25 protein-coding genes are annotated in these 26,032 nt (G+C 69.0%); 15 read left to right on the top strand and 10 right to left on the bottom strand.

Annotation, left to right across the window (positions count from 1 at the left end; genetic code table 11):
* Positions 1–93 precede the first annotated feature (93 nt).
* The 3 genes from RM479_RS20875 to RM479_RS20865 all read left to right on the top strand — a co-directional run bounded on the left by RM479_RS20875 (position 94) and on the right by RM479_RS20865 (position 2,840).
* Positions 94–1,017 carry a helix-turn-helix domain-containing protein gene (locus RM479_RS20875; protein ID WP_311513463.1) on the top strand — a complete coding sequence of 308 codons (924 nt, stop codon included), beginning with the start codon at positions 94–96 and terminating at the stop codon, positions 1,015–1,017.
* Positions 971–1,099: a DUF397 domain-containing protein gene (locus tag RM479_RS20870; protein ID WP_311513462.1), complete on the top strand. Its 129-nt coding sequence runs from the start codon at positions 971–973 to the stop codon at positions 1,097–1,099. The genes RM479_RS20875 and RM479_RS20870 overlap by 47 nt, the downstream gene beginning before the upstream one ends.
* A 73-nt stretch (positions 1,100–1,172) precedes the next feature.
* Positions 1,173–2,840 carry a hypothetical protein gene (locus tag RM479_RS20865; RefSeq protein ID WP_311513461.1) on the top strand — a complete coding sequence of 556 codons (1,668 nt, stop codon included), beginning with the start codon at positions 1,173–1,175 and terminating at the stop codon, positions 2,838–2,840.
* A 123-nt stretch (positions 2,841–2,963) separates the two neighbouring features.
* Here RM479_RS20865 and RM479_RS20860 read toward each other — a convergent pair whose 3' ends face one another.
* Positions 2,964–3,239 (bottom strand): hypothetical protein, encoded by a 276-nt coding sequence (locus RM479_RS20860; RefSeq protein ID WP_311513460.1) that lies wholly within the window; start codon positions 3,237–3,239, stop codon positions 2,964–2,966.
* Between the two features lie 564 nt (positions 3,240–3,803).
* Positions 3,804–4,256: an SRPBCC family protein gene (locus RM479_RS20855; RefSeq protein ID WP_311513459.1), complete on the bottom strand. Its 453-nt coding sequence runs from the start codon at positions 4,254–4,256 to the stop codon at positions 3,804–3,806.
* Positions 4,257–4,318: 62 nt separating this feature from the next.
* Between RM479_RS20855 and RM479_RS20850 the strand changes: the two genes are divergently transcribed.
* Complete coding sequence (locus RM479_RS20850; RefSeq protein ID WP_311513458.1) at positions 4,319–4,846, top strand: MarR family winged helix-turn-helix transcriptional regulator; 528 nt, start codon at positions 4,319–4,321, stop codon at positions 4,844–4,846.
* Positions 4,847–4,902: 56 nt separating this feature from the next.
* Entirely contained in the window at positions 4,903–5,319 is a 417-nt protein-coding gene (locus RM479_RS20845; RefSeq protein WP_311513457.1) for a hypothetical protein, read from the top strand.
* A gap of 16 nt (positions 5,320–5,335) precedes the next feature.
* Here RM479_RS20845 and RM479_RS20840 read toward each other — a convergent pair whose 3' ends face one another.
* Positions 5,336–5,989, bottom strand: coding sequence for a TetR/AcrR family transcriptional regulator C-terminal domain-containing protein (locus RM479_RS20840; protein ID WP_311513456.1), 654 nt, complete (start codon positions 5,987–5,989; stop codon positions 5,336–5,338).
* Positions 5,990–6,168: 179 nt separating this feature from the next.
* On the opposite strand from RM479_RS20840, the gene RM479_RS20835 reads away from it, so the two are divergent.
* Positions 6,169–6,618, top strand: a complete 450-nt coding sequence (locus tag RM479_RS20835; RefSeq protein ID WP_311513455.1) for a DUF6326 family protein — start codon at positions 6,169–6,171, stop codon at positions 6,616–6,618.
* Positions 6,619–6,631: 13 nt separating this feature from the next.
* Here the strand turns inward: RM479_RS20835 and RM479_RS20830 are convergent, their stop codons facing one another.
* Positions 6,632–7,099 carry a nitroreductase/quinone reductase family protein gene (locus tag RM479_RS20830; RefSeq protein WP_311513454.1) on the bottom strand — a complete coding sequence of 156 codons (468 nt, stop codon included), beginning with the start codon at positions 7,097–7,099 and terminating at the stop codon, positions 6,632–6,634.
* 159 nt (positions 7,100–7,258) lie between these two features.
* Positions 7,259–8,761: an MFS transporter gene (locus RM479_RS20825; protein ID WP_311513453.1), complete on the bottom strand. Its 1,503-nt coding sequence runs from the start codon at positions 8,759–8,761 to the stop codon at positions 7,259–7,261.
* 105 nt (positions 8,762–8,866) lie between these two features.
* Here RM479_RS20825 and RM479_RS20820 point away from each other — a divergent pair, with 105 nt between their 5' ends.
* Entirely contained in the window at positions 8,867–9,751 is an 885-nt protein-coding gene (locus RM479_RS20820; RefSeq protein ID WP_311513452.1) for a helix-turn-helix transcriptional regulator, read from the top strand.
* A 92-nt stretch (positions 9,752–9,843) separates the two neighbouring features.
* Here the strand turns inward: RM479_RS20820 and RM479_RS20815 are convergent, their stop codons facing one another.
* Entirely contained in the window at positions 9,844–10,956 is a 1,113-nt protein-coding gene (locus RM479_RS20815) for a hypothetical protein (protein WP_311513451.1), read from the bottom strand.
* A gap of 169 nt (positions 10,957–11,125) precedes the next feature.
* Here RM479_RS20815 and RM479_RS20810 point away from each other — a divergent pair, with 169 nt between their 5' ends.
* Positions 11,126–13,180, top strand: a complete 2,055-nt coding sequence (locus RM479_RS20810) for an ATP-dependent DNA helicase (protein WP_311513450.1) — start codon at positions 11,126–11,128, stop codon at positions 13,178–13,180.
* 70 nt (positions 13,181–13,250) lie between these two features.
* Here RM479_RS20810 and RM479_RS20805 read toward each other — a convergent pair whose 3' ends face one another.
* Both RM479_RS20805 and RM479_RS20800 read right to left on the bottom strand, forming a co-directional pair.
* The gene (locus tag RM479_RS20805) at positions 13,251–13,775 is read right to left on the bottom strand and encodes a DUF6315 family protein (RefSeq protein ID WP_274810321.1); all 525 of its coding nucleotides are present in this window, start codon (positions 13,773–13,775) and stop codon (positions 13,251–13,253) included.
* 277 nt (positions 13,776–14,052) lie between these two features.
* Positions 14,053–14,397, bottom strand: a complete 345-nt coding sequence (locus RM479_RS20800; RefSeq protein ID WP_311513449.1) for a hypothetical protein — start codon at positions 14,395–14,397, stop codon at positions 14,053–14,055.
* Between the two features lie 176 nt (positions 14,398–14,573).
* On the opposite strand from RM479_RS20800, the gene RM479_RS20795 reads away from it, so the two are divergent.
* Complete coding sequence (locus RM479_RS20795; protein WP_311513448.1) at positions 14,574–16,091, top strand: hypothetical protein; 1,518 nt, start codon at positions 14,574–14,576, stop codon at positions 16,089–16,091.
* A 208-nt stretch (positions 16,092–16,299) separates the two neighbouring features.
* Here the strand turns inward: RM479_RS20795 and RM479_RS20790 are convergent, their stop codons facing one another.
* Complete coding sequence (locus RM479_RS20790) at positions 16,300–17,097, bottom strand: glutamate racemase (protein WP_311513447.1); 798 nt, start codon at positions 17,095–17,097, stop codon at positions 16,300–16,302.
* A 246-nt stretch (positions 17,098–17,343) separates the two neighbouring features.
* On the opposite strand from RM479_RS20790, the gene RM479_RS20785 reads away from it, so the two are divergent.
* From RM479_RS20785 to RM479_RS20760, 6 genes are all read left to right on the top strand, one after another.
* Complete coding sequence (locus tag RM479_RS20785; RefSeq protein WP_311513446.1) at positions 17,344–18,795, top strand: FAD-binding oxidoreductase; 1,452 nt, start codon at positions 17,344–17,346, stop codon at positions 18,793–18,795.
* 63 nt (positions 18,796–18,858) lie between these two features.
* Positions 18,859–20,148 (top strand): cyclopropane-fatty-acyl-phospholipid synthase family protein, encoded by a 1,290-nt coding sequence (locus tag RM479_RS20780; RefSeq protein ID WP_311513445.1) that lies wholly within the window; start codon positions 18,859–18,861, stop codon positions 20,146–20,148.
* Positions 20,149–20,221: 73 nt separating this feature from the next.
* A complete protein-coding gene (locus tag RM479_RS20775) occupies positions 20,222–20,728 on the top strand; it encodes a hypothetical protein (RefSeq protein ID WP_397222743.1) in 507 nt (168 codons plus the stop codon).
* Positions 20,729–20,906: 178 nt separating this feature from the next.
* Positions 20,907–22,184: a sugar ABC transporter substrate-binding protein gene (locus tag RM479_RS20770; protein WP_311513443.1), complete on the top strand. Its 1,278-nt coding sequence runs from the start codon at positions 20,907–20,909 to the stop codon at positions 22,182–22,184.
* Between the two features lie 108 nt (positions 22,185–22,292).
* The gene (locus RM479_RS20765) at positions 22,293–23,192 is read left to right on the top strand and encodes a carbohydrate ABC transporter permease (protein WP_311513508.1); all 900 of its coding nucleotides are present in this window, start codon (positions 22,293–22,295) and stop codon (positions 23,190–23,192) included.
* A 68-nt stretch (positions 23,193–23,260) separates the two neighbouring features.
* Positions 23,261–24,073 (top strand): carbohydrate ABC transporter permease, encoded by an 813-nt coding sequence (locus tag RM479_RS20760; protein ID WP_311513507.1) that lies wholly within the window; start codon positions 23,261–23,263, stop codon positions 24,071–24,073.
* A 73-nt stretch (positions 24,074–24,146) separates the two neighbouring features.
* Here the strand turns inward: RM479_RS20760 and RM479_RS20755 are convergent, their stop codons facing one another.
* Positions 24,147–25,724 (bottom strand): long-chain-fatty-acid--CoA ligase, encoded by a 1,578-nt coding sequence (locus RM479_RS20755; protein WP_311513442.1) that lies wholly within the window; start codon positions 25,722–25,724, stop codon positions 24,147–24,149.
* Between the last annotated feature and the right edge of the window lie 308 nt (positions 25,725–26,032).

Genomic DNA, 26,032 nt, shown 5'->3' with positions numbered 1-26,032 from the left:
CCCCAGGTAAGGCGGCTATGCGTACAAGCGGTTTGGCCATTAGCCGTAAAGTGGGGTTGTCATAGGTTGTGGCCGTGTAGTTAACTACCGGTCATGGCACGTATACCCCCCGGGGAAAACCCGGCTGTGCGGCGCTTCGGGCGAGAATTGGCCCGTTTGCGAAATTTGGCCGATATGTCGCAAAGCCAGCTTGCGAGAGCGATCAACGTGTCTGGTGCGTTGGTGGGGCACATCGAGCGGGCTGAGCGCACGCCGACACAGCGCTTCGCCAAGAAGGCGGATGAGGCGCTTGAGGCTGGTGATCACCTGGTTGACCTGTGGAAGGACGTACAGCAGGCGGCCTACCCCGAGTACGCGGGAAGCTTCATGCAGGCGTTGCCGCACGCCCTCATGATGCGCGACTACCACCCCATGATCGTCCCCGGCCTCCTCCAGTCGGAGTCGTACATCCGTGCCTTCTGTCGGGCCAACAACCCGATGGAGACGGATGACTATATCGACCGGGTAGTCGAGCAGCGGCTACGGCGACAGGAGCTGCTCATCGAGTCAGACCGGCCGGTGATCTGGGCGATCATCACCGAGTCAGTGCTGAGCTGCCTAGCTCATACCCCTGGCATCCTGCTCGAGCAGACCAGCCGCCTCCTAGAGCTGGTCGGATCTGGACGTGTCCAGCTCCAGGTCATCCTTGCTGGTGTCCGCTTCGACGAGCACCCCGGCATGGATGGTCCCTTCACCATCCTGTCGCTCCCCGACCGTCAGGAGGTGGCCTACATTGAAGGCGCTGCCTCCGGCAACCTCATCACTGAGTCGGCGGAGGTCGAGCGTCTGGCCCTCAAGTTCGGCAGCTTGCAGGGCGTTGCCCTCTCCCCGGGGCAGACAACTGAGTACTTGAAGAATGTGCGAGGCGAGATCGATGGACAACATTCAGTGGCGCACCTCGAGCTACAGCAACGCGCAGGGTGGCCACTGCGTGGAGGTGGCGGAGACTCTCCGAACGGCTCTGGTTCGGGACACTAAAAATCGCAATCGAGGACATCTGGCGTTTTCGCTTGCTGAGTGGGGTGTGTTCCTGAAGGGTGTAAGGAGGGAGAGGATTTAGGCGCTGATGACGTAGAGGTTAGATTCTTTCGATGCGGGTGCTCGGCACTAGATCTACCTGGGGTGCCCAGCTTGTGGCTATTGCTGGAGAAGAAATGATTTATTGGTATCGCCTTGATCCTGAGAAGATCGAACGGGCGGTAAGTATGCTTATCGTTAGGACGCATGAGGGAGCTCAGGCAATAGATGGTTCTGGTGGCGATGGTGGGCGTGACATTGTATGGCAAGGCCCAGAGGGACTTGTCATTTTTGAAGTGAAGTCGTTCAGTGATTCGTTGACTAGCTCGCGTAAGCGGCAGATCAAGCGATCGCTTCGGAGGGCTTCTGCGCACAACCCAATGCGTTGGGTGCTCATTCTTCCGCTCAATCAGACTCCTCCCAGCGAAAAATGGTTTAAAAGTCTGAAGAACGAATATCCAAATATACTTCTTGAGTGGCGTGGGAAGTCGTGGCTTGATGCGCAGTTTGCGCAGTTTGATGATCTTCGTCGGCTTGTTGAAGGTGATGAGTATGTACTTCATGAGCGAGCCAGGGAGTTTGAAAAAGAGCAGGCAGTGCTCGCGAACGGCATCGATGATGTAATGGATCGTAATCGCAATCTAGTGAAGAGGGCTCAGGATATTTCTCCGTGTTGGGGCGTTGGAATTACTGCAAATCCCGATGGAACACAGGAGATCACACTCAGTGAAAAGTATCCGGGTGCTGCTGATTTGGATCCTGTTTCGATTAAACCAACTTTCGCCTTCGAAATCGGTGATGAAGAAGCTGAGTCTGTCCGGGCTCAGCTTGAGGATGTGCTGAACTATGGAGGCGACATATCAGTCGATGAACGGTACCTCCAGTCGCTCGATATTGAGGCTTCCGAAGAGACAAAGAAGCTGATAGGAATGGATGGGAAGACTGGTAGATTTGAAATCTCATCTATCAGGGATAAAGAAGGGTTCCCTCTCCCTGCTGTCCTGGAGGTTTTGGACGGAACTTCTCAGGTGCAAGCAAACCTACCCGTCGTCTTCAATGAGCGTATTGGGGGATCCAAGGGAGTAAAGATAGTCGGCTCTGACGCTTCTGGCGTTCTTGCCGTGACTCAGACGCTCGACAATCCTGTAGATAGTCGCTACAGGGGTTCGCTAAATTTCTCATTTGGCGGGATAGCTGAAAAGATCCCTTATGCGCTACGTCCGATTGCTGATTTCCTATCTGCTCTGAGTTCGGATTCTACCATTGAGCTTCGTCTGGGTAGTTCGCCTATGAGTTGGGGTACGCTCGATGGTGGGCAACTCGAGGGTCTTAAGGAAACGGCTCGAGTGATCATTGCAATTGATGAGTTTCAGAAGATATTCTCAACACAGTTCAGGATTCCGGCTGATCTGACCCATGAAGACATTAGGAGGATTGAGATGGCTAATGATCTAATGCAGCATGGTTCGACTGATTGGATCTACGACGGCATTAAAATGGATATCCACCCAGATCGCTTGGAAAGCTTCCTTTCCAAGAGCGAGAACGAGCTAGGTGCTATCCTGGTTCGAATGGAATATCAGAAGTTTAAAATTGCAGACAAGGAGTTTGACTTGGGTCCAGTTCAGCTCCACTGCTCCAAGATGCGTATAGCCAATTGGGGAGAGTTGAAGGACATGTCTGCGGGTGATGGCCATCCTGTTGCACGTTGGGTGTGTATGGATGGAGAAAAGCTTCGTATCTCCCGTATCGCTAATGCAGAAAATAATGGGATTTCCATTTGAGTGTAAAGCTATCAAGTTGCTACGATGATGCTCCTCTGTATTGACGCTCTTTCGTGTCAGGCCTGAGGGTTGTTTCTTTTGTTAACTCCAGGTTCTCATCTCTCTACGTTGCGGCCGTGGGGGCTATGTAGGACGTCCATGAGTATCACGCATCTTTACGCCTCGCTCGGCAAGTCGATTCCAAACGGTCTTGCTATCAACGCTGAAGCGGTCGGCGATCTTGGCCAAAGACCAGCCGTCGGCATAGAGACGCTCTGCGTCGTCGAGCTGCTGTGAGGTGAGACCGGTGCCGCGCATCTTCACCCCGTTCTGCTTCAGGATTTTGCTGACCGTCACGCGACCGATCCGGTGTTTGATGGCCAGTTGGCGGATGGTGGCGCCTTCCTGGTAGCCGGTCACGATCGCTTCGATGTGCTTGTCAGTCGGGCGCTGCCTCGTCTGTGGCGCCTGCCGCGGTTCCTTCGGTGGGAGGGCCGTGTCCAGGCTTGGCAGCTTGGCCCACAGCGCCTCAAGGGCGGCGGCGTACCTACCGGGGTTGGAAAGAAGTCGCCCAAGGTCCACTCGACTCGGGACGACCTTGCTCGGGGGCCTTCGGCCGCCTCGCAGGGTCGTCTTCGTCATGTCCACCAGGGGGAGACCCCCCGAACCCCCCGAGGTGACCCCCTGTGGCTTGGGTCGCGTGGATCGGTGGGGTGGGTGGATCACCTCCTTGCGACGCGAGGCCGCGCCTCGTGGGTCGTGGTCGGTTCGTCCAGGGTCCACTCGACTCGGGACGACCTTGCTCGGGGGCCTTCGGCCGCCTTGCAGGGTCGTCTTCGTCATGTCCACCGGGGGGAGACCCCCCGAACCCCCCGAGGTGACCCCCTGTGGCTTGGGTCGCGTGGATCGGTGGGGTGGGTGGGGCCTGGTGCCTCAACGGGGCGGCTTCGCCGTCTCGGGACGACCTTGCTCGGGGGCGTGGGGTCAGCGGATTTTCCAGGCCTCTTCGAGGGTCCGCTTGGCCCGTTGGGCGTCCCCGCGTTCGGTGCGTGCGATCACCACGGCCAGCAGGGGGCGCAGGAGACGATCGCCTCCGGTCAGGGTCACCCGCTTGACGAGGTCCACCCGGCACGAATCCGCGCCGGTCGGGGTCACCGAGCGGCTGCCCTCGGCGATCGCGCCCTCGACGACGCGCCATGTGAACGAGTGCCCCTCGCGCACGTCCGAGACCTCGACCAGGCTTTCCACGACCCTGCCCAGCACGCGGAGGGTCTCCTCCACCCGGGCGCCGTCACGTACCGGGCCGGGCGGGCTCTGGACCATCTTCTCCAGGCCGGACCGCCAGGTCGGGTCGTTGTCGTAGACACGGAGGAAGTCCCACACGAACTCCGCGGGAGCGTGGACGGCGACAGAGGATCGTACGGCGATGGGTCTCATCGGAACACCTTTCCCATATGGTTAACCAGTTGACTATATACCGGTTGCGGTAGGATCTCGCTATGGCCGACAGATCCGAGACCCCGCCCGACTTCGCCGATGTCGCCGTCGCCCACTGGGAGCGCGAACGACCGGAACTCGACTTCACCGCCATGGCCCCGCTGGCGCGCTTCGCCCGCCTCTACATCGCCGGTAGCCGTTACGTGGAGGAGGTCTTCGCCGCCCACGGCCTGGACCGGGGCGAGTTCGACGTCCTGGCCGGCCTGCGCCGCACGGGAGCGCCGCACGAGCTGTCACCCTCCCGACTCGCGGACATCCTCCTCATCACCCGCGCGGGGATGACCAAGCGCGTCGATCGCCTTGAGGCGCGCGGTCTCGTCACCAGGCGTGTCGCCCCGGGGGACCGTCGCAGTCTCCGCATCCGACTCACACCGGAAGGGCTCGCGCTCATCGACGCCGCCGTCGCCGATCACGCCGAGAACGAGAACCGCCTCCTCGGACTGCTCACCGAGCAGGAGGCGCACGCGTTCGACGCGGTCCTGCGCAAGCTGTTGGCCGCCCTCGAAGAGCGTCCTTCGAAGCCGGTGTGATCGTCCGGCACGGAACGACGGGGGTCCGTCCCGGTGTTTCCGGGTACGTCGACCACGTGCGACCAACGGAGACGGACGTCGACGACCACCTGCGGAGAGCGGCCGACCGGACGCTGACCGAGATGGACGCGATCATCACCGGGATCCTCACCGGGCGGAGCCGACGCCTCTGGGTCGGCACGTTCTGGGGCGGTACCGAGCAGGAGATCATCGGGTACGCCGACATCGCGCAGCCGAGACCGCGCGGGCGTTCCGTGGAATGGTTCGCGGTCGGCCTGGCCCCACAGAAGAACCGTTACAGCCTCTACGTCAACGTCGCCGACGAGGGCCGTTACCTGTCCCGGAGGTACGCCGAGCGGCTCGGCCGGGTGAAGGTCGGTGCTGCCGCCATCGCCTTCGAGGACGTCGACTCGTTCGATCGGGACGCGTTGACGGAGATGCTCCGGCACGTCGATCGCCTGACCCCGCCCTGACCCGACGCTCCTGGGCTCAGCGGGTGTCGGCGGCGAGGTGCCGTTCGAGGCTGTCGAGGATGAGGTCGAGGCCGAACGCGAACTCGCCGCCGTAGGTGTAGTCCTTTCCCATGACGTGATCGGCGACCAGCTCCGCCAGGTGCGGATACCTGTCCGGGGGCATCTGCGGTCGGACCCCGCCGACGAACTCGTCGACGCTCTCGTCCGCGTCGAAGGGCAGGTTGAGCTCGGTCAGGACGAAGCCGTACACGTAGGCGTCGATCGCCGAGGAGGCGTGCGCCGCCAGCGGGATCGAGAAGCCGTTGTGCCGCAGGCACGCGAGGACCGCCTCGTGGTGGGAGAGCATGGCCGGCCCGGGCGAGCGCGACTCGATGACGCCGAGGGCCCACGGGTGTGTCGCGAGGGCACCGCGGGCCGACGCGGCCCGGTCCGCCATGGCCGGGCGCCACGGTTTCCGCGGCTCGGGGAGTTCGATCCGCGTGAAGATCCAGTCCGCGAGACCGTCGAGCAGGGCGTCCTTGCCGGCGAGGTGGTGGTAGAGCGACATCGCCTCGACGCCGAGTTCCCTGCCGACGTTGCGCATGCTCACCTGCGCGATACCGCCCCGGTCGGCCACGCGCGCCGCCGCTTCGATGATGCGCTCCTCGCTGAGCGCGGGACGACGGGGCATGCTTCTCCGAGACCATTGACGGGCTTACGGGTGTAAGGCTAGCATTCCCATCAGAGCCTTACACCTGTAAGGCGAGGTCGGGTGTGCGGCGGTCGTTCCTCGGTGCGAGCCCCCGGTCCCGGGCGCCCCCTTCCGACGGCACCGGCCGACCCGCCCGCGCATCAACGAAAGAGGCGCCCATGACCACCACGACGAACCTCGAACCGTCCCCCGTGAACGTGCGGATCAAGATCTCGGCGCTCTGGGTGACCGTGCTCCTGCTCTTCGCCTTCGTCGACATCTTCGGCCTCTACCGGCCCGACGTCCGAGCCGCCATCGAAGCCGGCGAGATCGGCGGATTCGCCGTCGACCAGGTGTTCCTCTTCTCGGCCGTCGCCTACGTGGTCGTCCCGAGCCTCATGGTGTTCCTCGTCCTCGTCCTGCGCCCACGGGTCAACCGGATCGTCAACATCGTGCTGGGCGTCGTGTACGCGCTCACCATCGTCGCCGCCGCGCTCGGGGAATGGGGCTACTACCTTTTCGCCAGTGCCCTGGAGATCGGCCTGCTCGCGGCCATCGTCTACTACGCCTGGACCTGGCCCAAGGAGCCCGCACGCGGTTCCACGCCCGGCCGGACCGAGGTTCCGTAACGCGCCGACGGCCTCACTCCGGGCGGGGCTCCAGGACCACGATCGCGGTGGGGCGTGAGCGGAGGGCCGCGTGGTCGTCGAGTTTCCCGTCCAGCCCCCGCCACAGATCCCACAGGCGGGCCCGTTCGGCTCCGACGGCCTCGCGGGCCCGGACCGGGCGCGGCCCCCCGGGGAGATCGACCTCCGCCTCGGGGTGCTCTCGGAGGTTGAGCCACCAGGCCGGCTCCCCGTCGGCCCAGCCGTTCATCGCCAGCGCGGTGAGGTTCGGCCCGTCCTCCAGGTAGGCGACGATCACGTCGCGCTTCCGGCCGGTGCGCCGCCCGGTGGTGGTCAGGCGCAACGCGCCCCAGCGGGTGTCCTTCGGACGCCAGGTACCGATCCGGCCGCCGGTCACGCGGTACAGGCCGCGGTGGAGGTACCAGAAGGAGCGCACGAACCAGCGCGGTGGGACCTTCACGGACTTCTCGCCCAGGTTCGACATGGCACCGGCCTCTCCGTGGTGACCAGCCGTCACATCTCGTGCGTGTCGGTCCGGCTCCCCGTCTCGATCGCCTTCAGCCTAGGAAGGCCCGCCTCCGGGCCGCAATCGGCCGGAAGGAGGATCCGGCCCCCGTTCCGAAGGAGGAGGCGGGCCCCGCGCTCAGGGGGCGACGGGCGCTGTCTCCTCGGCGGACTCCCTCTGCCGGGGCGGTCCTTCCCTGGGAATCCAGCGCAGCGCGAGCACCCCCAGGGCCAGGCACAGCGCCCCGCCCACGGCGACGGTGACGTGCAGGCCCGTCACGAACGCCTCCCTGGCCCGGTCGGCCGCGGCGGCGGACACCCCCGGTGTTCGGAGCGTCTCGTCGAGGGTGCCCGCCACGTCTGGACCCAGCAGCCGGAAGATCAGCGCCGCCAGCGACCCCAACAGGGCGATGCCCAGCGCGTGCCCGAGCTCGTTCCCGGTCTCGGCGAGTGCCGCCGCCGCGCCCGCGCGCCCGCTCGGCGCGGCCGAGACCGCGATGTCGGCCACCAGGCTGAAGGAGATGCCGTAACCCACGCCCGCGATCATCGTCGCGGCGACGAACGGGCCGACCCCGCCGGTCGCGGTCAGGGTCAGCAGGAGGAGCAGGCCCGCGCCCATGCAGAAGTGCGCCGTGATCAGCGCCGCCCGCGCTCCGATCCGCCGGACCAGCACCGGCGTTCCGACACAGGTCAGCGTCAGCACCGCCGCGCCCGGCAGGGCGAGCAGGGCGGCGATCAGCACCGGCAGCCCGAGCACCGATTGCAGGTGGATACCGGTCAGGTAGATCGACGCCGCCCACACCACCAGGGTCGACGCGCTGGTGATGATCGCGACGGTGAACACCCGATCGCGGAACAGGCCCACGTCCATCAACGGGTGTTCGAGTGTGCGCTGCCGCCGCACGAACCACACCAGGAGAGCCGTGCCGGCGAGCCCCGCCGCCATCGGGACGACCGCGATCCCGTGCGCGGCCACGTCCTTGACCGCGTACACCGCCAGTAGGAGACCACCGGCGGACAGCGCGACGCTCGCCACGTCGATCCTGCCGGGGCGCCCCGCACGTACCTCGCGCAGCACGATCGGCCCCAGGACCAGGAAACCCACCACGACCGGGACGTTGATCAGGAACACCGACCCCCACGGGAAACGGCTGAGCAGTAGCCCGCCCACGACCGGTCCGATCGCGAAACCGACCGCGAACGTCGCCGCGAAGATCCCGATCGCCTGGGCCCGCCGGCGCGGATCGGCGAACAGTTCACCGATCACCGCCAACGAGGAGGGCAGCAGCGTCGCGCCCCCGAGCCCCATGAGCACCCGGCATCCGATGAGCGCCTCCGGGGTGGGGGAGAGGGCCGCCCCCACGGACCCCGTGCCGAACACCACCGCCCCGATCATCAGCAGCCGCAGTCGTCCGTACCGGTCGCCCAGGTTGCCGAACGCGATGAGCAGCGAGCCCACCACGAAACCGTAGGAGTCCAGGATCCACAGGGCCTGGTCCGCGCTCGGCGCCAGGTCCGCGATCACCCGGGGCATGGCCAGGTACAGCACCGACGCGTCCATCGCGACCAGGAGCACCGGCCCCAGCACGATCACCAGTCCGAACCACGTCCGGGCGGACGTCCGTTCTCGATTCATGTCCATGGCCGCAACGGTGCCGTCGACACCGTCACCCGAACCGGACACCTGTCATGGGTACACCTCGCAGGGGCAGGCACGCCGCCCCGTCGGCCGTCTACGATCGGTCCCATGAAGCCGGACGGCCTCGGAGCCTTCCTCAAGACCAGGCGGGACCGCGTCACCCCGGAGGACGCGGGCCTGCGCACCTACGGCACGGTCCGGCGCGTCCCGGGTCTGCGCCGTGAGGAACCGGCCCAGCTCGCCGGGGTCAGCGCCGGCTACCACACCCGGCTCGAACAGGACCAGGCCGGCACCGCCTCGCCCCAGGTCCTGGACGCCCTCGCCCGGGTCCTGCGCCTGGACGCCGCCGAGACCGCCCACCTGCGCAACCTCGCCCACCGCCCGGCCGTGCCCCGGATGGTCCGCCCCCGGCCCGAACGGCCGCACGCCCGGGTGCTCACCCTGCTGCGGTCGCTCGGGGAGAGCGTTCCGGCGATCGTGCTGGGCCGCCGCGGGGACATCCTGGCGTGGAACCGCACCGGCCACGCCCTGGTGGCCGAGCACGCCGACTTCGACGCCCCCGGCGATCCGGCCCGACGCCCGTCCGTCCCCCGGATGTTCTTCCTCGATCCCCTCACCCGGGAGCTGTACCGCGACCGGGAGCGGATCGCCCGCGTCCACGTGGCCTATCTGCGGCTCACCTCCGGCCGCCACCCCACCGACGGGCGCCTGGCCGAGCTCATCGGCGAACCGGCCATGCACAGCCCCGAGTTCGCCTCCCTGTGGGCGGAGGGGGACGTCGCGGACTGCGTCACCGGGCCGATGCGCCTGGACCACCCCACCGTCGGCGCGCTCGACATCGACCACCAGATCTGGCTCCAACCGGAGAGCCCCGATCACCGTCTGGAGATCTACACCCCCAACGACCGGCCCTCGGCCGACGCGCTGCGCCTGCTCGCCGTCGAACAGGGGGCTTCGGCACCGGACCGCGCCCGGAGCGGGGCGCCGGCCTGACCTCGGAGCGCCGAGCCGAGGGGCGTGGACACGGGGGTCGTGGGTGCGGTCGCCACCGTGGTGCGGCCGGGGAGCCCTGTCGCCGACCGGGGTCAGCCGTCGAACCGCTCCCAGTCCACGGGCAGGTCCCGCAGCGGCGCCAGCGCGCCCCGGTGCGAGGCTCCGGCCCACACGTCGTACCGGTCGTCGGAGACGGAGACCGACACCACCAGGCCCGGCGCCGCGTACAGGCGGGTGGGCATCCAGGAGGCCAGGAACGGCCGCAGGGGCACCGGTCGCAAGACCCGGGTCACGGCTTCGGTCTGCTCGACAGGGGTGCTGAAGGTCAGGGCGACGTACTCGGCGCGGACGGCGGCCTCGTAGAGCGCGAACTGCAACAGGAACCCGCTGAGCGGTTCCTCCTCGGGCACCGGTTCCTCGCCGTCCCGCTGGAACCAGACGGTCGGGTCCTCCCCGAAACCGTCCTCCTCCCGCCGCAGCGTCCAGTGGAACACGCCCTGGTTCTCCCGGCCGATGACGTACCCGGCGTCCTCCTCGTCCTCCTGGGCGGGTCCTCCCGCCGGCCGGAGGAAGTTCTGTCCGCCGAGGAGTTCCGGCCTCGTCGCGGCCAGCCGGTGGAAGCGGCGCAGGGGCTCGGGCAGGTCCGAGGGCACCTCGGGGCCCGGCCCCGCCTCCGCCGGATACCGGTCGGCGGCGAACTCCTCCAGGGCCCGGACGGGGTCGGTGCCCACCCGGTCCAGCCAGAAGGGCCCGGACGGGTCGGCGACCCCGACGGGGCGCACCCGTTCGAGCAGGGCGCGCTCCAGGGGCTCGTCCAGGCGCAGGCACGGGTCGGCGAGCGACTCGGAGGGCGTCCCACCGCCCCGGGGACCGCCCGGTGTCGTCCATCGCGCCATGGTGGCGGTGCCGAGGTAGAGGTGTCCGTCGTCGAGGCGGACCGCGACGTGCAGGAGCGGCGGCTCGACGCGCGGGAGGCGCCACGGATCGGTGTCGAGGATCCCGCGCAGCCGGGGGGTGACGGGCACCTCGCCGAGGAGGCGGACCTCCCGGTCGCTCCAGACGCCGCTGCGGTCGGGGCCGTCGCCCGAGTCGACCACGACGAGGACGCCGTGTTCGCCGAGGAGGAGTTCGGCGTGGCGGAACACCGCGCGCTCCACGACTCCGCCCGTCAGGGCGGCCATGCCCGCCGCGTCGATCGCCGTCACCCGGATCCCCCCGCTTTCCTTCGAGGGAACCGTACCGGGCCTTGACGGCGGCCGTGCCCCGGAGGGCCTCGACGAACTCCGCGCACACGCCCGATCCGCCGGGGCGGTCCGGCGGACCGTACCTGTGGACGACGCACCGACGGTCCCCGCCGGCCGGTACTGTCGATCCGTGGCAGATCTCCCCGACGTTCCGACCCTGCTCGACGCGGCCGTGACCGCCCTCGGCGGCACCCGACGCGAAGGCCAGTCCACCATGGCGACCGCCGTCGCCGACGCCGTCGAAAGACGCGAGCACCTCGTCGTCCAGGCCGGCACCGGCACCGGCAAGTCCCTGGCCTACCTGGTCCCCGCCCTGCGGCACGCGATGGAGAAGGAGACCACCGTCGTGGTCTCCACCGCCACCATCGCGCTCCAGAACCAGCTCATCGACCGTGACCTGCCACGCCTGGCCAAGGCCCTCACGCCCATGCTGCGCCGCGAGCCCACCTTCGCCGTGCTCAAGGGTCGTCGCAACTACCTGTGCCGCAACCGGCTGAACACCGAAGCCGACGACTCCGACGAGACCGAGCTGTTCGACCCCCGGCAGTTGTCCTCGCTGGGCAAACAGGTGGCCCGCCTGCACGAGTGGGCCGACGAGACCATCACCGGCGACCGCGACGAACTCGTCCCCGGCGTCACCGACCTGGCCTGGCGCCAGGTGTCGGTGGCCGCCAACGAGTGCATGGGCGCCCGCATCTGCCCCTTCGGGCAGGAGTGCTTCGCCGAGTTCGCCCGCGAGGCCGCCAAGGGCGTCGACGTGGTCGTCACCAACCACGCCATGCTCTCCATCGACATGACCCAGGGCAACCACATCCTGCCCGAGCACGACACGATCATGATCGACGAGGCCCACGAACTGGTGGACCGGGCCACCTCCGTCGCCACCGGCGCCCTGACGGAGCGCGCGGTGACCGCCGCCGCCAAGCGCGCCTCCCGTCTCATCGAACCGATGGTCTCGGAGCGGTTGAGCGAGGCCGCCGACGGCCTGGCCCTGATGTTCGCCGACGCCCCCGAAGGCCGTATCGACCACATCGACGACGCCTTGGCCGGAGCGGTCGCCGCCGTCCGCGACACCGCCTCCGCCTGCCTCACCGCCATCGGCCCCTCGCCCGGCGAACAGGAGGCCGAGGCCGCCAGCGAACGCCGTCTGGCCCTGGCCGCCCTCACCGAGGTGCACGACACCGCCGTGCGGGTCCTGGAGTCCTTCGAACCGGCGTTGCGCGACCGCACCGACGTCGTGTGGCTCACCAAGGCCCCCGGTCGCCGCCCCACCCTCAGCGTCGCCCCGCTCGCCGTGGGCGGGCTGCTGCGGGAGAAGCTCTTCGGCGACCGCACCGTGGTCCTCACCTCGGCCACCCTGACCCTCGGCGGCTCGTTCGGCTCCCTGGCCCGCCAGTGGGGGCTGGGCCGCGAGGTCGCCCAGGAGGAGGCCGAACGCGCCGAACGCCCGCCCGCGGCCGAGGGCGACGACGAGGACGGCCCGCATCGCGCCGCCGGCGAGCCCCGGTGGCGGGCGCTCGACGTCGGTTCCCCGTTCGACCACGCCCGCAGCGGCATCCTCTACGTCGCCACCCATCTGCCGACCCCCGGCCGGGACGGCCTGGCGCCCGCCTACCTCGACGAGATCGCCGAACTGATCGAGGCCGCCGACGGCCGCGCCCTGGGTCTGTTCTCCTCGATGCGCGCCGCCCAACAGGCCACCGAGGAGTTGCGCGAACGCCTCGATCACCCGTTGCTGTGCCAGGGGGAGGACTCCACGGGGCAGCTCGTCCGCCGCTTCGCCGAGGAGGAGCGCGCCTGCCTGTTCGGCACCCTGTCCCTGTGGCAGGGCGTGGACGTGCCGGGCCCGTCGCTGTCGCTGGTCATCGTGGACCGGATCCCGTTCCCACGGCCCGACGACCCCCTCGCCTCGGCCCGCCAACGCGCCGTCGCCGCCCACGGCGGCAACGGGTTCCTGTCGGTGGCGGCCACCCACGCCGCCCTGCTGCTGGCCCAGGGCACCGGGCGCCTGCTGCGCTCCACCGACGACCGGGGCGTCATCGCGGTCCTGGACCCGCGCCTGGCCACCGCCCGCTACGGCGGTTTCCTGCGCGCCTCCCTGCCGCCCTACTGGGGCACCACCGATCCGGAGGTGGCCCGGTCGGCACTGCGCCGACTGTCGGGACGGGCCGCGTCGGCGGCCTGACACCCGTCGTGGACACGGGGACGGCCGGGCACCTCTCGGGGGTGCCCGGCCGTGATGCCCTCGTACCGGCTCAGCCGCGCGTGCGGTACCCGAAGAGCCGGACCGCGTAACCGGGGGAGTCGTCCTCGGCCTCCTGGATGAACCAGCGGTCGTCGTGCTCCCCCACGAGCAGCTCGTTCCACATCATGTCGATGAGTTTGAGCCGGGAGACCACCGACGCCTCGGGGTCCAGGACGATCGAGTACGCGCGGTCGGTCAACCGCTGGGTCACCATGCCCACGGACTGTCCGTCCCAGATGGCGGGGACGGGGGCGTGGCCGACGTCCACCCCGCACAGCCGCAGCTGCTCGACCTCCTCGTCGAGGGCCTCGGCGGCCAGAGCGCCGTCCAGGCGCAGGGCGTCCTCCAGTTCGTCGCGATCCTCGTCGACCCGCAGGTAGGCGTGGTAGGTGCGACGACCGCAGGCGCGGCATTTGCGCCAGACGACGCACCGGGCCAATCCGTAGGCGGACTGGGCCTCGCCGACGCTCTGGTAGTCGCTCACCTCGCGAATCGTGCCGCATTCGCAGCACAGGGCCGTGAGATCCTGCTTCATCAGAGTCCCCCCTCCCAGGTGAGTATGCGACGGATGAAGGCCGTTAGGGAACCCGTTCGGAGAGGAAGTCGCGGCAAGGAGTCGTCATCAATGCCCAAAATGACCCGGTGACGGGTTTCGGGTGGGCCGGTCCCGGTTCTCCACGTGTCCGGTCTCACCTCCTTCGTCCGGGCGTGTCCCCGTCCATGGGGACGATGGAACGGATCCGAGGGGGACGGGGAGTGACCTGCGTCTCATTGATCCGGTCGGGGTGCGCGGGAATCGGGTCGCGCCGTGATCAGTCCAGGGACCTGCCCTGTTTGTTGCGGGCGCTCCAATCGCGCATCCGCTGCGGGTAGCCCACGATCTGGACGTCGTACACCGGGATGCCCCGTTTGCCCGCCACCTTGCGGATGACGGAGGGGGAGCCGCAGCGGCGTCGGATCCATTCGCCGTCGGTGGCCACCGCCACCGCCGTGGTCTGCGTCGCGAAGGTCTCCGGTTCGACGAAGAACTCCACCCCGACCCGACTCTGGGTGAACTCGATCAGGGCCTTGATGTCACCGTCCTCGGTCTCCCGGTCGAATCGGGCCTTGCCGGTGCGGTTGGCCTTGCGCAAACCGAAGCGGTCTCGCCATCCCATCGGTGCTCTTGTCCCCTAACGGCGTTATCGAGGGCGGATGACACCGAGTCTATCGGTGGGTCTCTCACGATGGCAGGCCCTCACCGCCTGCCCTGCACCGGTTTCACGTGTTTTCCGGACAGGCCGATCCACCGACTGCTACTTTCTGTCTCCACTGCACTACAGGGGGAGACAAGATGCCGATGTGGACGTGGGCGGGGGAGACCGCGCGTCGACTCATCAACGCCGGACAGGTCGATTTGGCCGAAGCGGTCACGGGCCTTCCCGAACTCGCGGAGGCGGGCGACGCCGTCCAAGTGGAAGCGGTCGCCCGTTCGGCCCTGCGCACCGCACGTCGCCTGGTGGCCGAGGCGGGCACGGCCGAGGCGGAGGTGCCCGGGGTCTTCGGACCCGACACCCTCTTCTTCCTGGCCCACTGGCCCCTGGCGGTACGGATCTCTGCCCTGGCCGAGGGCGGCCGGGCGCTGCCCCGCGCCGTGGCGGCGGCCGAGGACGCCCCCGGCCCGCACACCCACGGGCCACTGCCGGTCTCCGCCCTGGAGACCCTGGTGCGATGCCACGCCAACATCGACGCGGCCGGCACCTCCGACCTGCGACGCGAACTGCTCTCCAGCCGCAACCTCGCGGGCTGGGAGCGTACCCCCGCCTGGCCCGCCCTCACCCTGGCCAGGGTGCACCTGCTCATCGACGAGGGCGCGCCCGACCGCGCCGAGGTCGAGCTGCGGCGCTACGAGCACACCGCCACCGGATCGGCCCTGCTCGGTGCCGACGGCGTCTTCACCCTGGTCCGCGCCCTGCGCCATCGCGACGCGCACGCCCAGGCGCTGGAGACGCTCGACCGGATGGAGGCCGAGCTCGCCCTCGACCCGCACAACACGCGCCGGCCCGCCCTGCGCAGGCGGATCCGCTTCGAACGCGCCCGCCTGCTGTCCTGGCTCGCCCGGCTGGGCCAGTGCCCGGCCCGCGACGCCGTCACGCCCCTGCCCACCGTCGAGGAGGCCGAGGCGCACCCGCACCTGCGCCCCGCCTGGGTGGAGGCGGTGGAGAACCTGGTCTGCCAGGGCATCGTCCGCAACGACTGGCGCCTGGGCGTGCGCGTCACCACCTGGTCCCGTTACTTCGAACGGGTGGGCGCCCCCCGACGCGGTGCCGAACTGGCCCTCGCCGCGACCCGCCTGGCCGTCGGCCGCGGCGCCCTGTGGGTGGCGGGCTGCTCCGCCCGCCGCGCCGAACGCCTCATCGGCGAACTCGGCCGCACCGAGGAGATCCTCGGCGACCTCGGCGAGGTGCACGCCATGATCGCGGCCATGCCACCGATCCGGCCGCTCGCCCCGCCCGACCGGATCCTCGACTTCCTGCGCGCCCAGAGCGCCGAGGAGGTCGACCCCGAGAACCAGGCCGAACAGGTCAACGCCGCCCTGGAGCACCGCCCGCACGACACCATGCTGCTCAGCGCCCTGGGTCAGGTCGGCCGCACGCTGATGCTCTCCGACGCCGCCACCGAACCCCAGTGGCGTCACGTCCGCCAACGTCCCGGTGACCAGCGCGCCGCCCTGTCGCTGCTGGAGACCCTCCTGCACGACAACGACACCGCCGGGGTCCGCGACCTGGTCCGCACCCTCGCCGCCGGGGCCCTGCCCGACGCCTCCGCCGACCTTCTCGCCCCTCGGGCCGCACTGGCCCCCCACTCCTGAGCGACGGCCCGGGCCCTGCCTCCGCCCACCACCACGATGCCGAACGGCCACGCACGTTCGGCGTCGTGTGTTCGCCACGTCGACGGCCGTCCGTCGCCGGGCGCACGGGGTCGGGCCGCGCCCCCGTCCGCTCTCACGGTCGGCCGCACCGCCGTCGAGACTCGACCGGTGCCCGGTCCGCGTGCTCTCACGCGGGCGGCATCGCGCCCTACCGGGTGGGGGCCGCCTCGCCGACCGCCAGGGCGCGCCCGGCCGGATAGGCCCTCGCCGCGTCGGGCAGCCGCGCCGGACGGCCGCTGGCCAGCACCCGCACCCGGCCCGCGCGCGCCTCCACCGGAACCTCTCCGATCCGGCGCAGTGTCTGCGCGGCCACCGCCCCCGCGGCGGTGAACAGCCCCACCCCCGCGGCGGCGCCCTCCCGTCCCAACGCCTCGGTGATCGCCCCGCCCACCAGGTCGTAATGCGTGCAGCCGAGCACGATCGCCCCCACCCGCGCCGGAGTGCGCTCCGCCGCGTACGAGACCGCCTCGGCGATCCGCCCCGGATCGGCCGACTCCACGGCCTCCGCCAACCCCCTACAGGCCACCGGGGTCACGTCCACGTCCCGCGCGAACGTCTCCACCAACCGGCGCTGGTACTCGCTGCGGGTGGTCGCCTCGGTCGACCACACCGCGATCGGGGCGCCCGAGGCCGCCGCCGGTTTGATCGCCGGCACCGTCCCCACCACCGGGACCTCCGGCTCGAACCGCGCCCGCAGCTCCGTCAATCCGTGCACCGACGCGGTGTTGCACGGCACCACCACCGCGTCCACGTCACCCCCGGCCGCCGCCACGGCGGCCTCCGCGCCGGCCAGGGCGCGTTCGATGACCTCGCCCGGGGCGCGCGGCCCCCACGGCATGTGGTCGGGGTCCATGGACAGGAACAGATCGGCGTCCGGCCGGGCCGCGAAGAGCGCCGCGGCGGTGGACAACATGCCGATGCCGGAATCTACGAGAGCGATGCGCACGACCCCCGATCCTATCCGCGCTCTTTCGTGACCCACTCGACACACCGATCGAACGCGCACGTCGTCACCTCTCCTCGCCCCCTCACGGGTCCGACACGACCGGGACACGAAGCAAATGGGGTGGTGCGATTCGGTTACCGGTAGGTAGAACTGAGGGAAGTCGGTCCGCTCCGGTCTCCCCACGACCGGCTCGACCGATCCCACGCTGTACACCACTCGCGCCGACCACCGGGAACGGGAACGGGAATGAGTCCTCAACGGCAGGGAACGAACAGCGAAACCGCCATCGGCGATGGAGTCGGCCTGGCCGCCCACATCGCGGCGGTCGCCCGACTGCGCCGCGACTACCGGGCGCTGCCCCCGGACGCACCCGTCCGGCTGGCCAAACCCACCTCCAACCTCTTCCGATTCCGCGAACCCACCGGAGCACCCGCCCTCGACGTCTCCGCCTTCGCCGGCGTCATCTCCATCGACCCGGTCGAACGCCTCGCCGACGTCGGCGGCATGACCACCTACGAGGACCTGGTCGCCGCCACCCTCCCGCACGGGCTCATGCCCACCGTCGTCCCCCAGCTGCGCACCATCACCCTGGGCGGTGCCGTCACCGGGATGGGCATCGAGTCCTCCTCCTTCCGCAACGGCCTGCCGCACGAGGCCGTCCAGGAGATGGAGATCCTCACCGGCTCCGGCGACATCGTCACCGCCACCCGGGACAACGCGCACTCGGACCTCTTCCACGGGTTCCCCAACTCCTACGGCACCCTCGGCTACGGCCTGCGCCTGCGCATCGCACTCGAACCGGTCTCCCCGTACGTGCACCTGCGTCACCTGCGCTTCCACTCCGCGGCCGAGGCCATGGACGCCCTCGCCCGCATCTGTGCCGACCGTTCCCACGACGGACGCCCGGTGGACTTCGTCGACGGCGTCGCCTTCTCCCGCGACGAGCTCTACCTCACCGTGGCCCGGTTCACCGACCGGGCGCCCCGGCTCAGCGACTACACCGGTAGGGACATCTACTACCGCTCGATCCAGCGCAACGCCGACCGCGGCTCCGGCGACCACCTCACCGTTCACGACTACCTGTGGCGCTGGGACACCGACTGGTTCTGGTGCTCGCGCGCCTTCGGCGTCCAGCACCCCCTGGTGCGCCCCCTCTGGCCGCGCTCCCTCAAACGCTCCGACGTCTACCGCAGGCTCGTGGCCTGGGACCGGCGCACCGCCTTCTCCCGGCTGCTCGACCACTACCGGGGCCACCGCCCCCGGGAACCCCTCATCCAGGACATCGAGGTGGGCGTGGAGCGCGGCGCCGAGTTCCTCGACTTCTTCCACGACGAGATCGGCATGACCCCGGTGTGGATGTGCCCCCTGCGCCTGAGCGAACCCCGCGGGGCGGCCCCGGACCTCGACGGCCACGTGTGGCCGCTCTATCCGCTGGAGAACGACCGCCTCTACGTCAACTTCGGCTTCTGGGGCCTGGTGGACATGAAACCCGGCCAGCGCCGCGCCCACCACAACCGGCGGATCGAGGAGCGCGTCGCCGAACTCGGCGGCCACAAGTCGCTGTACTCCGACTCCTTCTACACGGAGGACGAGTTCTGGCGGCTCTACAACGGTTCGGCCTACGCCGGTCTCAAGGAGACGTACGACCCGCAGGGGAGGCTGCTCGACCTGTACGCCAAGTGCGTACGCAACGGCTGACCCGTGCGACAACGGGAGGCGACCCGTGGGGCGGGCCGCGTCCACGAGAGGAAGGAACAGAACATGCGGCTTGCCGAGATCTTCGAGCGCATCGTCGGACCCGACGCGCCCATTCACTTCACCGCCTACGACGGCAGTGCCTCCGGGGATCCGAACAGCGGCGTCCGGCTGCACGTGCGCACTCCGGTCGCGGTCAACTACCTGGCCCAGTCGCCCAACGCCGTGGGGCTGACCCGCGCCTACGTGTCGGGGCATCTGGAGGTGGAGGGCGATATGTACACCGTCCTCAGGCGGATGGCCGATTTCGTCTTCGCCAAGGGGATCACCGTCGCCCCCCGCGACCTGGTGGCCATCGCCCGCTCCATCGGCTGGGTCAAGTTCGTCAACCGGGTCGCCCCGCCGCCCCAGGAGATGACGCGCGGGCGCCTGGCCGGGCTGGGCTGGCGCCACTCCAAGCAGCGCGACGCCGAGGCGATCCACCACCACTACGACGTCTCCAACGCCTTCTACGCCATGGTCCTGGGCCCTTCGATGACCTACACCTGCGCGGTCTTCGACGACGCCGACGGTGCCCTGGACCGGGTCGCGGCCGACGACGGCGCACTGGAGAGCGCCCAGTTCCGCAAGTACGAGCTGGTCTCGCGCAAGCTCGGCCTGGAACCGGGCATGCGCCTGCTCGACGTGGGCTGCGGGTGGGGCGGCATGGTCATGCACGCCGCCCGCGAGCACAAGGTCAAGGTCCTGGGTGTCACACTCTCCAAGGAACAGGCCGAATGGGCGGCCAAGCGCATCGCCCAGGAGGGACTGTCGGATCTGGCCGAGGTCCGCCACATGGACTACCGGGACGTCCCCGACGGCGGCTTCGACCGGATCAGCTCCATCGGCCTGACCGAGCACATCGGGGACCGCAACCTCCCGGCCTACTTCTCGTCGCTGCACGACAAGCTGGTCCCGGGCGGAAGGCTGCTCAACCACTGCATCACCCGGCCCCGCAACGACCTGCCGCCCATGCACACCGACGGTGTCATCAACCGCTACGTGTTCCCCGACGGTGAACTGGAGGGCCCCGGCCGGATCCAGACCGCCATGAACGACGCCGGGTTCGAGATCCGCCACCAGGAGAACCTGCGCGAGCACTACGCGCTCACCCTGCGCCACTGGGGCGCCAACCTGGAGCGTAACTGGGACGACGCGGTCACCGAGGTCGGCGAGGGCACCGCCCGCGTGTGGCGGATGTACATGGCCGGCTGCGTGCTCGGCTTCGAGCAGAACGTGGTGCAGCTCCACCAGATCCTCGGCGTCAAGACCGACGGCGCCGATTCCCGCATGCCGCTGCGTCCGAGTTTCCAGTGACCCCCCGAGCCGGGATCATCCCGACGGCGGTCCCGGCCTGTCCGGTCCACACCCGGGCCCGTGACACGGCATCATGGACCCGACACCGTACGAGGAGCGTTCCGTGACCGAGAACCCCGAGGGGCAGGGCCCCCTCGCACCGGATCCGCCCGATCACGTCAAGCGGACCGCGATCGATCTGATCGCGGCCTACGCCGACCACGATCGGGACGCCTTGGAGCGGGTGATCCCGCGGGCGACCGACGACGCCGAGGCGGTGCGGTCCGAACTGCGGATCATCAGCGCCTTCCTCGGCCGCCGCGTCCAGGAGACCGGGGTGGTGTGGAAACCCGCCGACTCGCGGGAGGCCGTCGCCCGCACCGTGGCCGAGATGCTCCCGCCCGAACTGGAGTTCGCGGTCTCCACCGCCTGGGAGGCGCACACGGTGGGCGAGGAGGAGGCCGCCGAACGTCTCACCCGCGGGGACCCCATGGTCTACGTGCACATGCTCGCCGCGTTCGGCGCCGCCATCGGGTCGGCCGTGTACAAGCGCGCCGAACTCGTCTCGATCCTGCGTCAGGTCACCGGGCTCTCCGAGTGAGGAGAACGGGCAGGGGCGTCACCGCGCCCCTGCCCTCACGGCGCTTCGGGGTGGTCGGGTGATCCCCCCTTAACGGCTCAGACACGAATGTCAGCGGTTTACTTCACTCCGGACGGTTCCTTACGTAGGTTTCCTACCAACCCCGAGGGGACCCACGAAAGGAACGGGAGGCGAGCCCATGGCCCGCACACGAACCCGCAAGTACGTTCCGCTCCCCGCGGTCGCGCTCGCCCTGACCCTGGCCGCGACCGCGTGCACGGGCGATGGCGGCGGTGACGCCGACACCCTCACCGTGTGGATCATGCAGGGCACCAACCCCGACGAGAGCGGTTTCTTCGACGAGGCCAACGCCGCCTTCACCGAGGAGACCGGCATCGAGGTCGACGTCGAGTTCGTGCCCTGGGACGGCGCCCAGGAGAAGATCTCCACCGCCATCGCCGGAGGCACCACACCCGACGTCATCGAACTCGGCAACACCTTCGTCCCCGGGTTCGCCGACTCCGGGGCCCTGCACGACCTGTCCGGGTACGGCGTCGACACCTCCCTCTACGTGCCGGGCCTCATGGACATGGGAGCCGTGAACGAGGGCGTCCACGGCGTCCCCTGGTACGCCTCGATCCGCTCCATGGTCTACCGCACCGACGTGTTCGAGGAGCACGACCTGGAGGTCCCCGAGACCTGGGACGAACTCCGCGAGACCGCCCTGGCGATCAAGGAGGCCGAGCCCGACATGATCGCCCTGCCCGTGCCGGGCGACGCCCAGTACTCGGTGATGCCGTGGATCTGGGGCGGCGGCGCCGAGATCGCGGTCCAGGGGGCCGACGGCACCTGGGTGTCGGAGGTGGACACCCCCGAGGCGCGCGCCGGGATCGAGTTCTTCACCGGCCTTGCCCTGGAGGACGACACCTCCACCACCGGCGCCGTCAACTGGAACGAGATCAAGATCATGGAGTCCTTCTCCGAGGGCGACGCCGCCATGGCCCTGCTCGGCAGCGCCAACCCCAAGGCCATCGTCGAGAACAACCCGGAGCTGGAGGGCGCCCTGGGTTCCTTCCCCATCCCCGGCCGGGAGGGCGGCGCGTACACGCCGTCGTTCGCCGGCGGTTCGCTGTTGTCGGTGTTCGAGGGCACCGGCAACGAGGAGGCCGCCTGGAGCTACGTGGAGCACCTCACGAGCGAGGAGAACATGATGCTCTGGGCCGAGCAGACCGGTTTCTTCCCCGGCCTGCTCTCCGGCGTGGACACCTTCACCGCCTCCGCCGACCCCGTCCTGGAGGCCTACGCGATCCAGCTCAACGAGGCGAGCAAGGGCGTGCCCACCGCCCCCGCCTGGAGCCAGGTCGAGGCCGAGCAGGTCCTGGTCGGCATGCAGCAGGCCATCCTCAACGGCACCTCGGTCGAGGAGGCCACCACCGAGGCCGCCGATGACATCGAACGCATCCTCAACGGGGGTTGACACGTGGGAACACCGGTCGGGCGGGCCGTCGACGGACACGGTGCGCGCCAGCACCGTCGTGCGCCGACGGGCCCGCCCGGCCGTGGGCGGCGCGCGTCCGCCCTCGGCCTGAGGCGGCGCCGCGCCCTCCTGCCCTGGGTACTGCTCGCCCCCGCCCTGGCGGTCATCGCGGCCCTGCTGCTCTTCCCCCTCGCCCGGATCGTGTGGCTGTCCTTCCGCGAGTACCGGCTGCGCAACCTGGTGTCGGGCGAATCCGAGTTCATCGGGCTCGCCAACTACGTCTCCCTGTTCACCGACTCCTACCTGTGGCGGATCGCGCTGCCCAACACGGTGGTGTTCGCCGCGGTCGCGGTCGTCGCCACGGTGGTCCTGGGCACGCTCGTGGCGCTGCTGCTGTCCCGGCTGCGACCGGTCACCCGGATCGTCGTGGTCTCGTGCGTCATGGTGGCCTGGGCCATGCCGGCCGTCAGCGGCACCTACGTGTGGCTGTGGATCTTCGACGTCGACGACGGCATCGTCGCCCAGGCCCTCATGCGGTTGGGGGTCATCGGCCCCGAGGGGTACAACTGGTTCGCCGACCGGCTGTTCTTCTACGCCATCGTCACCCTCAACGTGGTCCACGGCGGTTTCCCGTTCGTGGCCGTCACCGTCCTGGCCGGCCTGCTCACGGTGCCCCGCGAACTGCACGAGGCGGCCCTCATCGACGGCGCCGGCGCCTGGAAACGGTTCTGGCACGTCACCTTCCCCGTCCTGCGCCCGGTGTTCGCCGTCGTCACCATCCTGTCCACCATCTGGGACTTCAAGGTGTTCGCGCAGGTCTACCTGATGCCCGGCGGCGGGGTCGGCGGCTCGGAGATGCTCAACCTGGGCGTGTGGACCTACGTGAGCTCCTTCGGCCAGCGGGACTACGGGACGGGATCGGCCATCGCCGTCGTCCTCACCCTGCTCCTGCTGGGCGTCACCGCGATCTACCTGCGGGCCCTGTTCCGAGAGGACGAACTCCGTTGAGCGCCCCCGTCGACACCGACTGGGAACACCGGGTCCGTCGGGCCCGCCGACACGGCGACGCGCTGCGCATGACGCGGCTCCTCGGCCGGGCCGCCGGGGTGACCGCGATCCTGTTGTTCACCCTCTTCCCCGTCTACTTCATGATCGCCAGCGCCTTCTCCGGCCGGATGACCTCCGGCATCGGCACGCTGGTGCCCCGGGACCCCACCCTGGACAACTTCGTCCACGTCCTCACCGAGGGCGACTTCGGGTTGTACATGCGCAACTCGCTGGCGGTCGCCGGCATCACCGTCGTCGGGGCGTGCCTGCTCTCCCTGCTGGCCGCCGTGGCCGTGGCCCGGTTCCGCTTCCGGCTGCGCACCTCGGTCCTGGTGATGATCCTCATCGTCCAGATGGTCCCCCTGGAGGCCCTGGTCATCCCCCTCTTCCTCCAGGTGCGCGACCTCAGGCTGCTCAACACCGTGCTGGGCCTGGGCATCGCCTACATCGCGCTGTCCCTGCCGCTCGCGGTGTGGATGATGCGCGGATTCGTGGCCGCCGTGCCCAAGGAGGTGGAGGAGGCCGCCTACATCGACGGCGCCTCCTGGCCCGTCATGTTCTGGCGGGTGCTGTTCCCGCTGGTCGCCCCGGGCCTGGTGGCCACCGCGATCTTCTCGTTCATCATCGCCTGGAACGAGTTCGTGCTGGCTCTGACGTTCATGCAGCAGAGCGACAAGTACACCGTCGCGGTGGGGCTGCGCCAGTTCTTCGGCGAGTACGCCAACGAGTGGGGACACGTCATGGCGGCCTCGACCCTCATCACCCTTCCGGTGATGGTCTTCTTCGTTCTCGTACAGCGCTGGCTGGCCGCCGGACTCGTCCAGGGCGCCGTCAAGGGGTGAGGGGCCTCGGGGGAGGGGGGAAGAGGGGAGGGGCGGGACCCGCGCGGTCCCGCCCCTCCCACGTCCGAGAGCGTCAGCCGCGCAGCTCGCGCTTGAGGATCTTGCCGGTGGAGGTCATCGGCAGGCTCTCGCGGAACTCGATCTCACGCGGGTACTTGTACGCCGCCAGACGCGCCCTGGACCACTCGACCAGTTCCTCGGCGGTGATCTCGACGCCCTCCAGGGGGATCACGAACGCCTTGATCTCCTCGCCGTGGGTGTCGTGGGGGACGCCGACGACCGCGGCGAGGCTGACCGCCTCATGGGTCATCAGGACCTCTTCGATCTCGCGCGGGTACACGTTGTATCCGCCGCGGATGATCATGTCCTTGGACCGGTCGATGATGAAGTAGAAGCCCTCGTCGTCCCGCCGGGCGATGTCGCCGGTGCGGAACCATCCGTCCTTGAGCACCTCGGCGTTGGCCTCGGGCCGGTTGTGGTAGCCCTTCATCACCAGGTGGCCGCGGATGGCGATCTCACCGACCGGGTCCTCGTCGCCCTCCTTGACGATCTCGTTCCACTCGTGGTCGATCAGTTTCATCTCCACACCCCACAACGGCCGGCCGATCGAGCCGGTCTTGGCCTTGACGGCGGGGTTGTTGAAGGAGGCGGCCGGGGAGGTCTCGGACAGGCCGTAGCCCTCCTTGATCCCCACGCCGAACGTGTCCACGAAGTCCTGGGCGAGCTGGGCGGGCAGCGCCGCGCCACCGGAGACCGCGTCGACCAGGTTCTCCGCGATCGCCTTGAGGTCGTACTTCCCCTCACCGGAGGAGCGCACCGCGTTGAGCAGGCCCCAGTACATGGTGGGCACCCCGGCGAACCCGGTGACGCCCTCCTTCTCCATCAGGCGCAGCGCCTCGTCGCCGTCGAAGCGCGGCATGAGCACCAGGGTCGCGTGCCGGTACAGCGCCGCGTTGAGCATGACGGTCTGACCGAAGATGTGGAACAGCGGCAGCACCACCAGGGCCACGTCGCGGCCGTCCGGGTGGGGGTTGACCAGGCTGCACGAGACGATCGAGTTCATCATCAGGTTGTTGTGGCTCAGCTCGGCGCCCTTGGGCCTGCCGGTGGTGCCGCTGGTGTAGATGATGACCGCGGTGTCGTCGGAGTTCGCCTGCACGGTCTCGAAGTCGCCCGGCCGGCCCTCCAGTGCCTTCCACAGCGTCTCGGCGCCCTCGATGGCGGACTCGGTCGCGCCGGGGGAGGCGGGCAGGTCGATGTAGATCTCACAGGTGTCCACCTGGTTGAACGCCTCGAACGCGCGCTCGCCCAGCGGCAGCTCCGCAGTGCCGGTGAACGCGAAGATCGCCTTGGCGCCCGAGTCCTCCAGGTGGTAGGCGATCTCACGCGGGGTGAGCAGGACGTTGAGGGGCACGACCACCGCCCCCGCCTTGAGCGCGCCGTAGTAGACGAACGGGAAGTAGGGCACGTTGGGACTTGCCAGCGCGATCCGATCACCCGGCCGGATCCCCCGGGCGACGAGAAGGTTGGCGACCTGGTTGGCGATCATGTTGGTGATCGCGTAGTTCAGGCGCAGATCGCCGAAGACCAGGCAGTCCTTCTCGGGGACGGATCGGGCGCCGTCCTCCAGGACCACGGACAAGTTGAGCATGGGGCCTCCCGCAGGCGGATGTGCCGTGAAAACGGCAGAGATGGAACCCGGTGTGATCCGGGTCGCGTGTTCTGCGCCACTTTTACGGCAGAGTAACAAACCGGGCGGTCGGTGTGGAGGGGCGAGGGGTCCGTAATATCACGCGACTTCCCCTCACCCTCCGTGACGATGGTGTGCCGTGAAGGGCCGCCGCGGAACCCGTCCCCGACCCGCCCGAACCGCCCGGGGGCGGCCGAAAACCCGTCCGCGCCCCACCTCGCCAGCCGCTAACCTGAAACGGAGTGCACCGGCCGACACGGTGCGCGCGG

This window comes from Nocardiopsis lambiniae (genome assembly GCF_031845465.1).
Lineage (GTDB): Bacteria > Actinomycetota > Actinomycetes > Streptosporangiales > Streptosporangiaceae > Nocardiopsis > Nocardiopsis lambiniae.
Note: the sequence above shows the minus strand (reverse complement) of the source record. Positions and strands in the feature narration are given on the sequence as shown.

What these genes read in the sequence shown, in the direction of transcription:
- RM479_RS20825 (WP_311513453.1), bottom strand. Translation starts at nt 8,761, where the DNA reads ATGGACATGAATCGAGAACGGACGTCCGCCCGGACGTGGTTCGGACTG.
- RM479_RS20850 (WP_311513458.1), top strand. Translation starts at nt 4,319, where the DNA reads ATGGCCGACAGATCCGAGACCCCGCCCGACTTCGCCGATGTCGCCGTC.
- RM479_RS20785 (WP_311513446.1), top strand. Translation starts at nt 17,344, where the DNA reads ATGAGTCCTCAACGGCAGGGAACGAACAGCGAAACCGCCATCGGCGAT.
- RM479_RS20805 (WP_274810321.1), bottom strand. Translation starts at nt 13,775, where the DNA reads ATGAAGCAGGATCTCACGGCCCTGTGCTGCGAATGCGGCACGATTCGC.
- RM479_RS20775 (WP_397222743.1), top strand. Translation starts at nt 20,222, where the DNA reads ATGGACCCGACACCGTACGAGGAGCGTTCCGTGACCGAGAACCCCGAG.
- RM479_RS20820 (WP_311513452.1), top strand. Translation starts at nt 8,867, where the DNA reads ATGAAGCCGGACGGCCTCGGAGCCTTCCTCAAGACCAGGCGGGACCGC.
- RM479_RS20760 (WP_311513507.1), top strand. Translation starts at nt 23,261, where the DNA reads ATGACGCGGCTCCTCGGCCGGGCCGCCGGGGTGACCGCGATCCTGTTG.
- RM479_RS20855 (WP_311513459.1), bottom strand. Translation starts at nt 4,256, where the DNA reads ATGAGACCCATCGCCGTACGATCCTCTGTCGCCGTCCACGCTCCCGCG.
- RM479_RS20770 (WP_311513443.1), top strand. Translation starts at nt 20,907, where the DNA reads ATGGCCCGCACACGAACCCGCAAGTACGTTCCGCTCCCCGCGGTCGCG.
- RM479_RS20830 (WP_311513454.1), bottom strand. Translation starts at nt 7,099, where the DNA reads ATGTCGAACCTGGGCGAGAAGTCCGTGAAGGTCCCACCGCGCTGGTTC.
- RM479_RS20795 (WP_311513448.1), top strand. Translation starts at nt 14,574, where the DNA reads ATGCCGATGTGGACGTGGGCGGGGGAGACCGCGCGTCGACTCATCAAC.
- RM479_RS20755 (WP_311513442.1), bottom strand. Translation starts at nt 25,724, where the DNA reads ATGCTCAACTTGTCCGTGGTCCTGGAGGACGGCGCCCGATCCGTCCCC.
- RM479_RS20835 (WP_311513455.1), top strand. Translation starts at nt 6,169, where the DNA reads ATGACCACCACGACGAACCTCGAACCGTCCCCCGTGAACGTGCGGATC.
- RM479_RS20875 (WP_311513463.1), top strand. Translation starts at nt 94, where the DNA reads ATGGCACGTATACCCCCCGGGGAAAACCCGGCTGTGCGGCGCTTCGGG.
- RM479_RS20780 (WP_311513445.1), top strand. Translation starts at nt 18,859, where the DNA reads ATGCGGCTTGCCGAGATCTTCGAGCGCATCGTCGGACCCGACGCGCCC.
- RM479_RS20840 (WP_311513456.1), bottom strand. Translation starts at nt 5,989, where the DNA reads ATGCCCCGTCGTCCCGCGCTCAGCGAGGAGCGCATCATCGAAGCGGCG.
- RM479_RS20800 (WP_311513449.1), bottom strand. Translation starts at nt 14,397, where the DNA reads ATGGGATGGCGAGACCGCTTCGGTTTGCGCAAGGCCAACCGCACCGGC.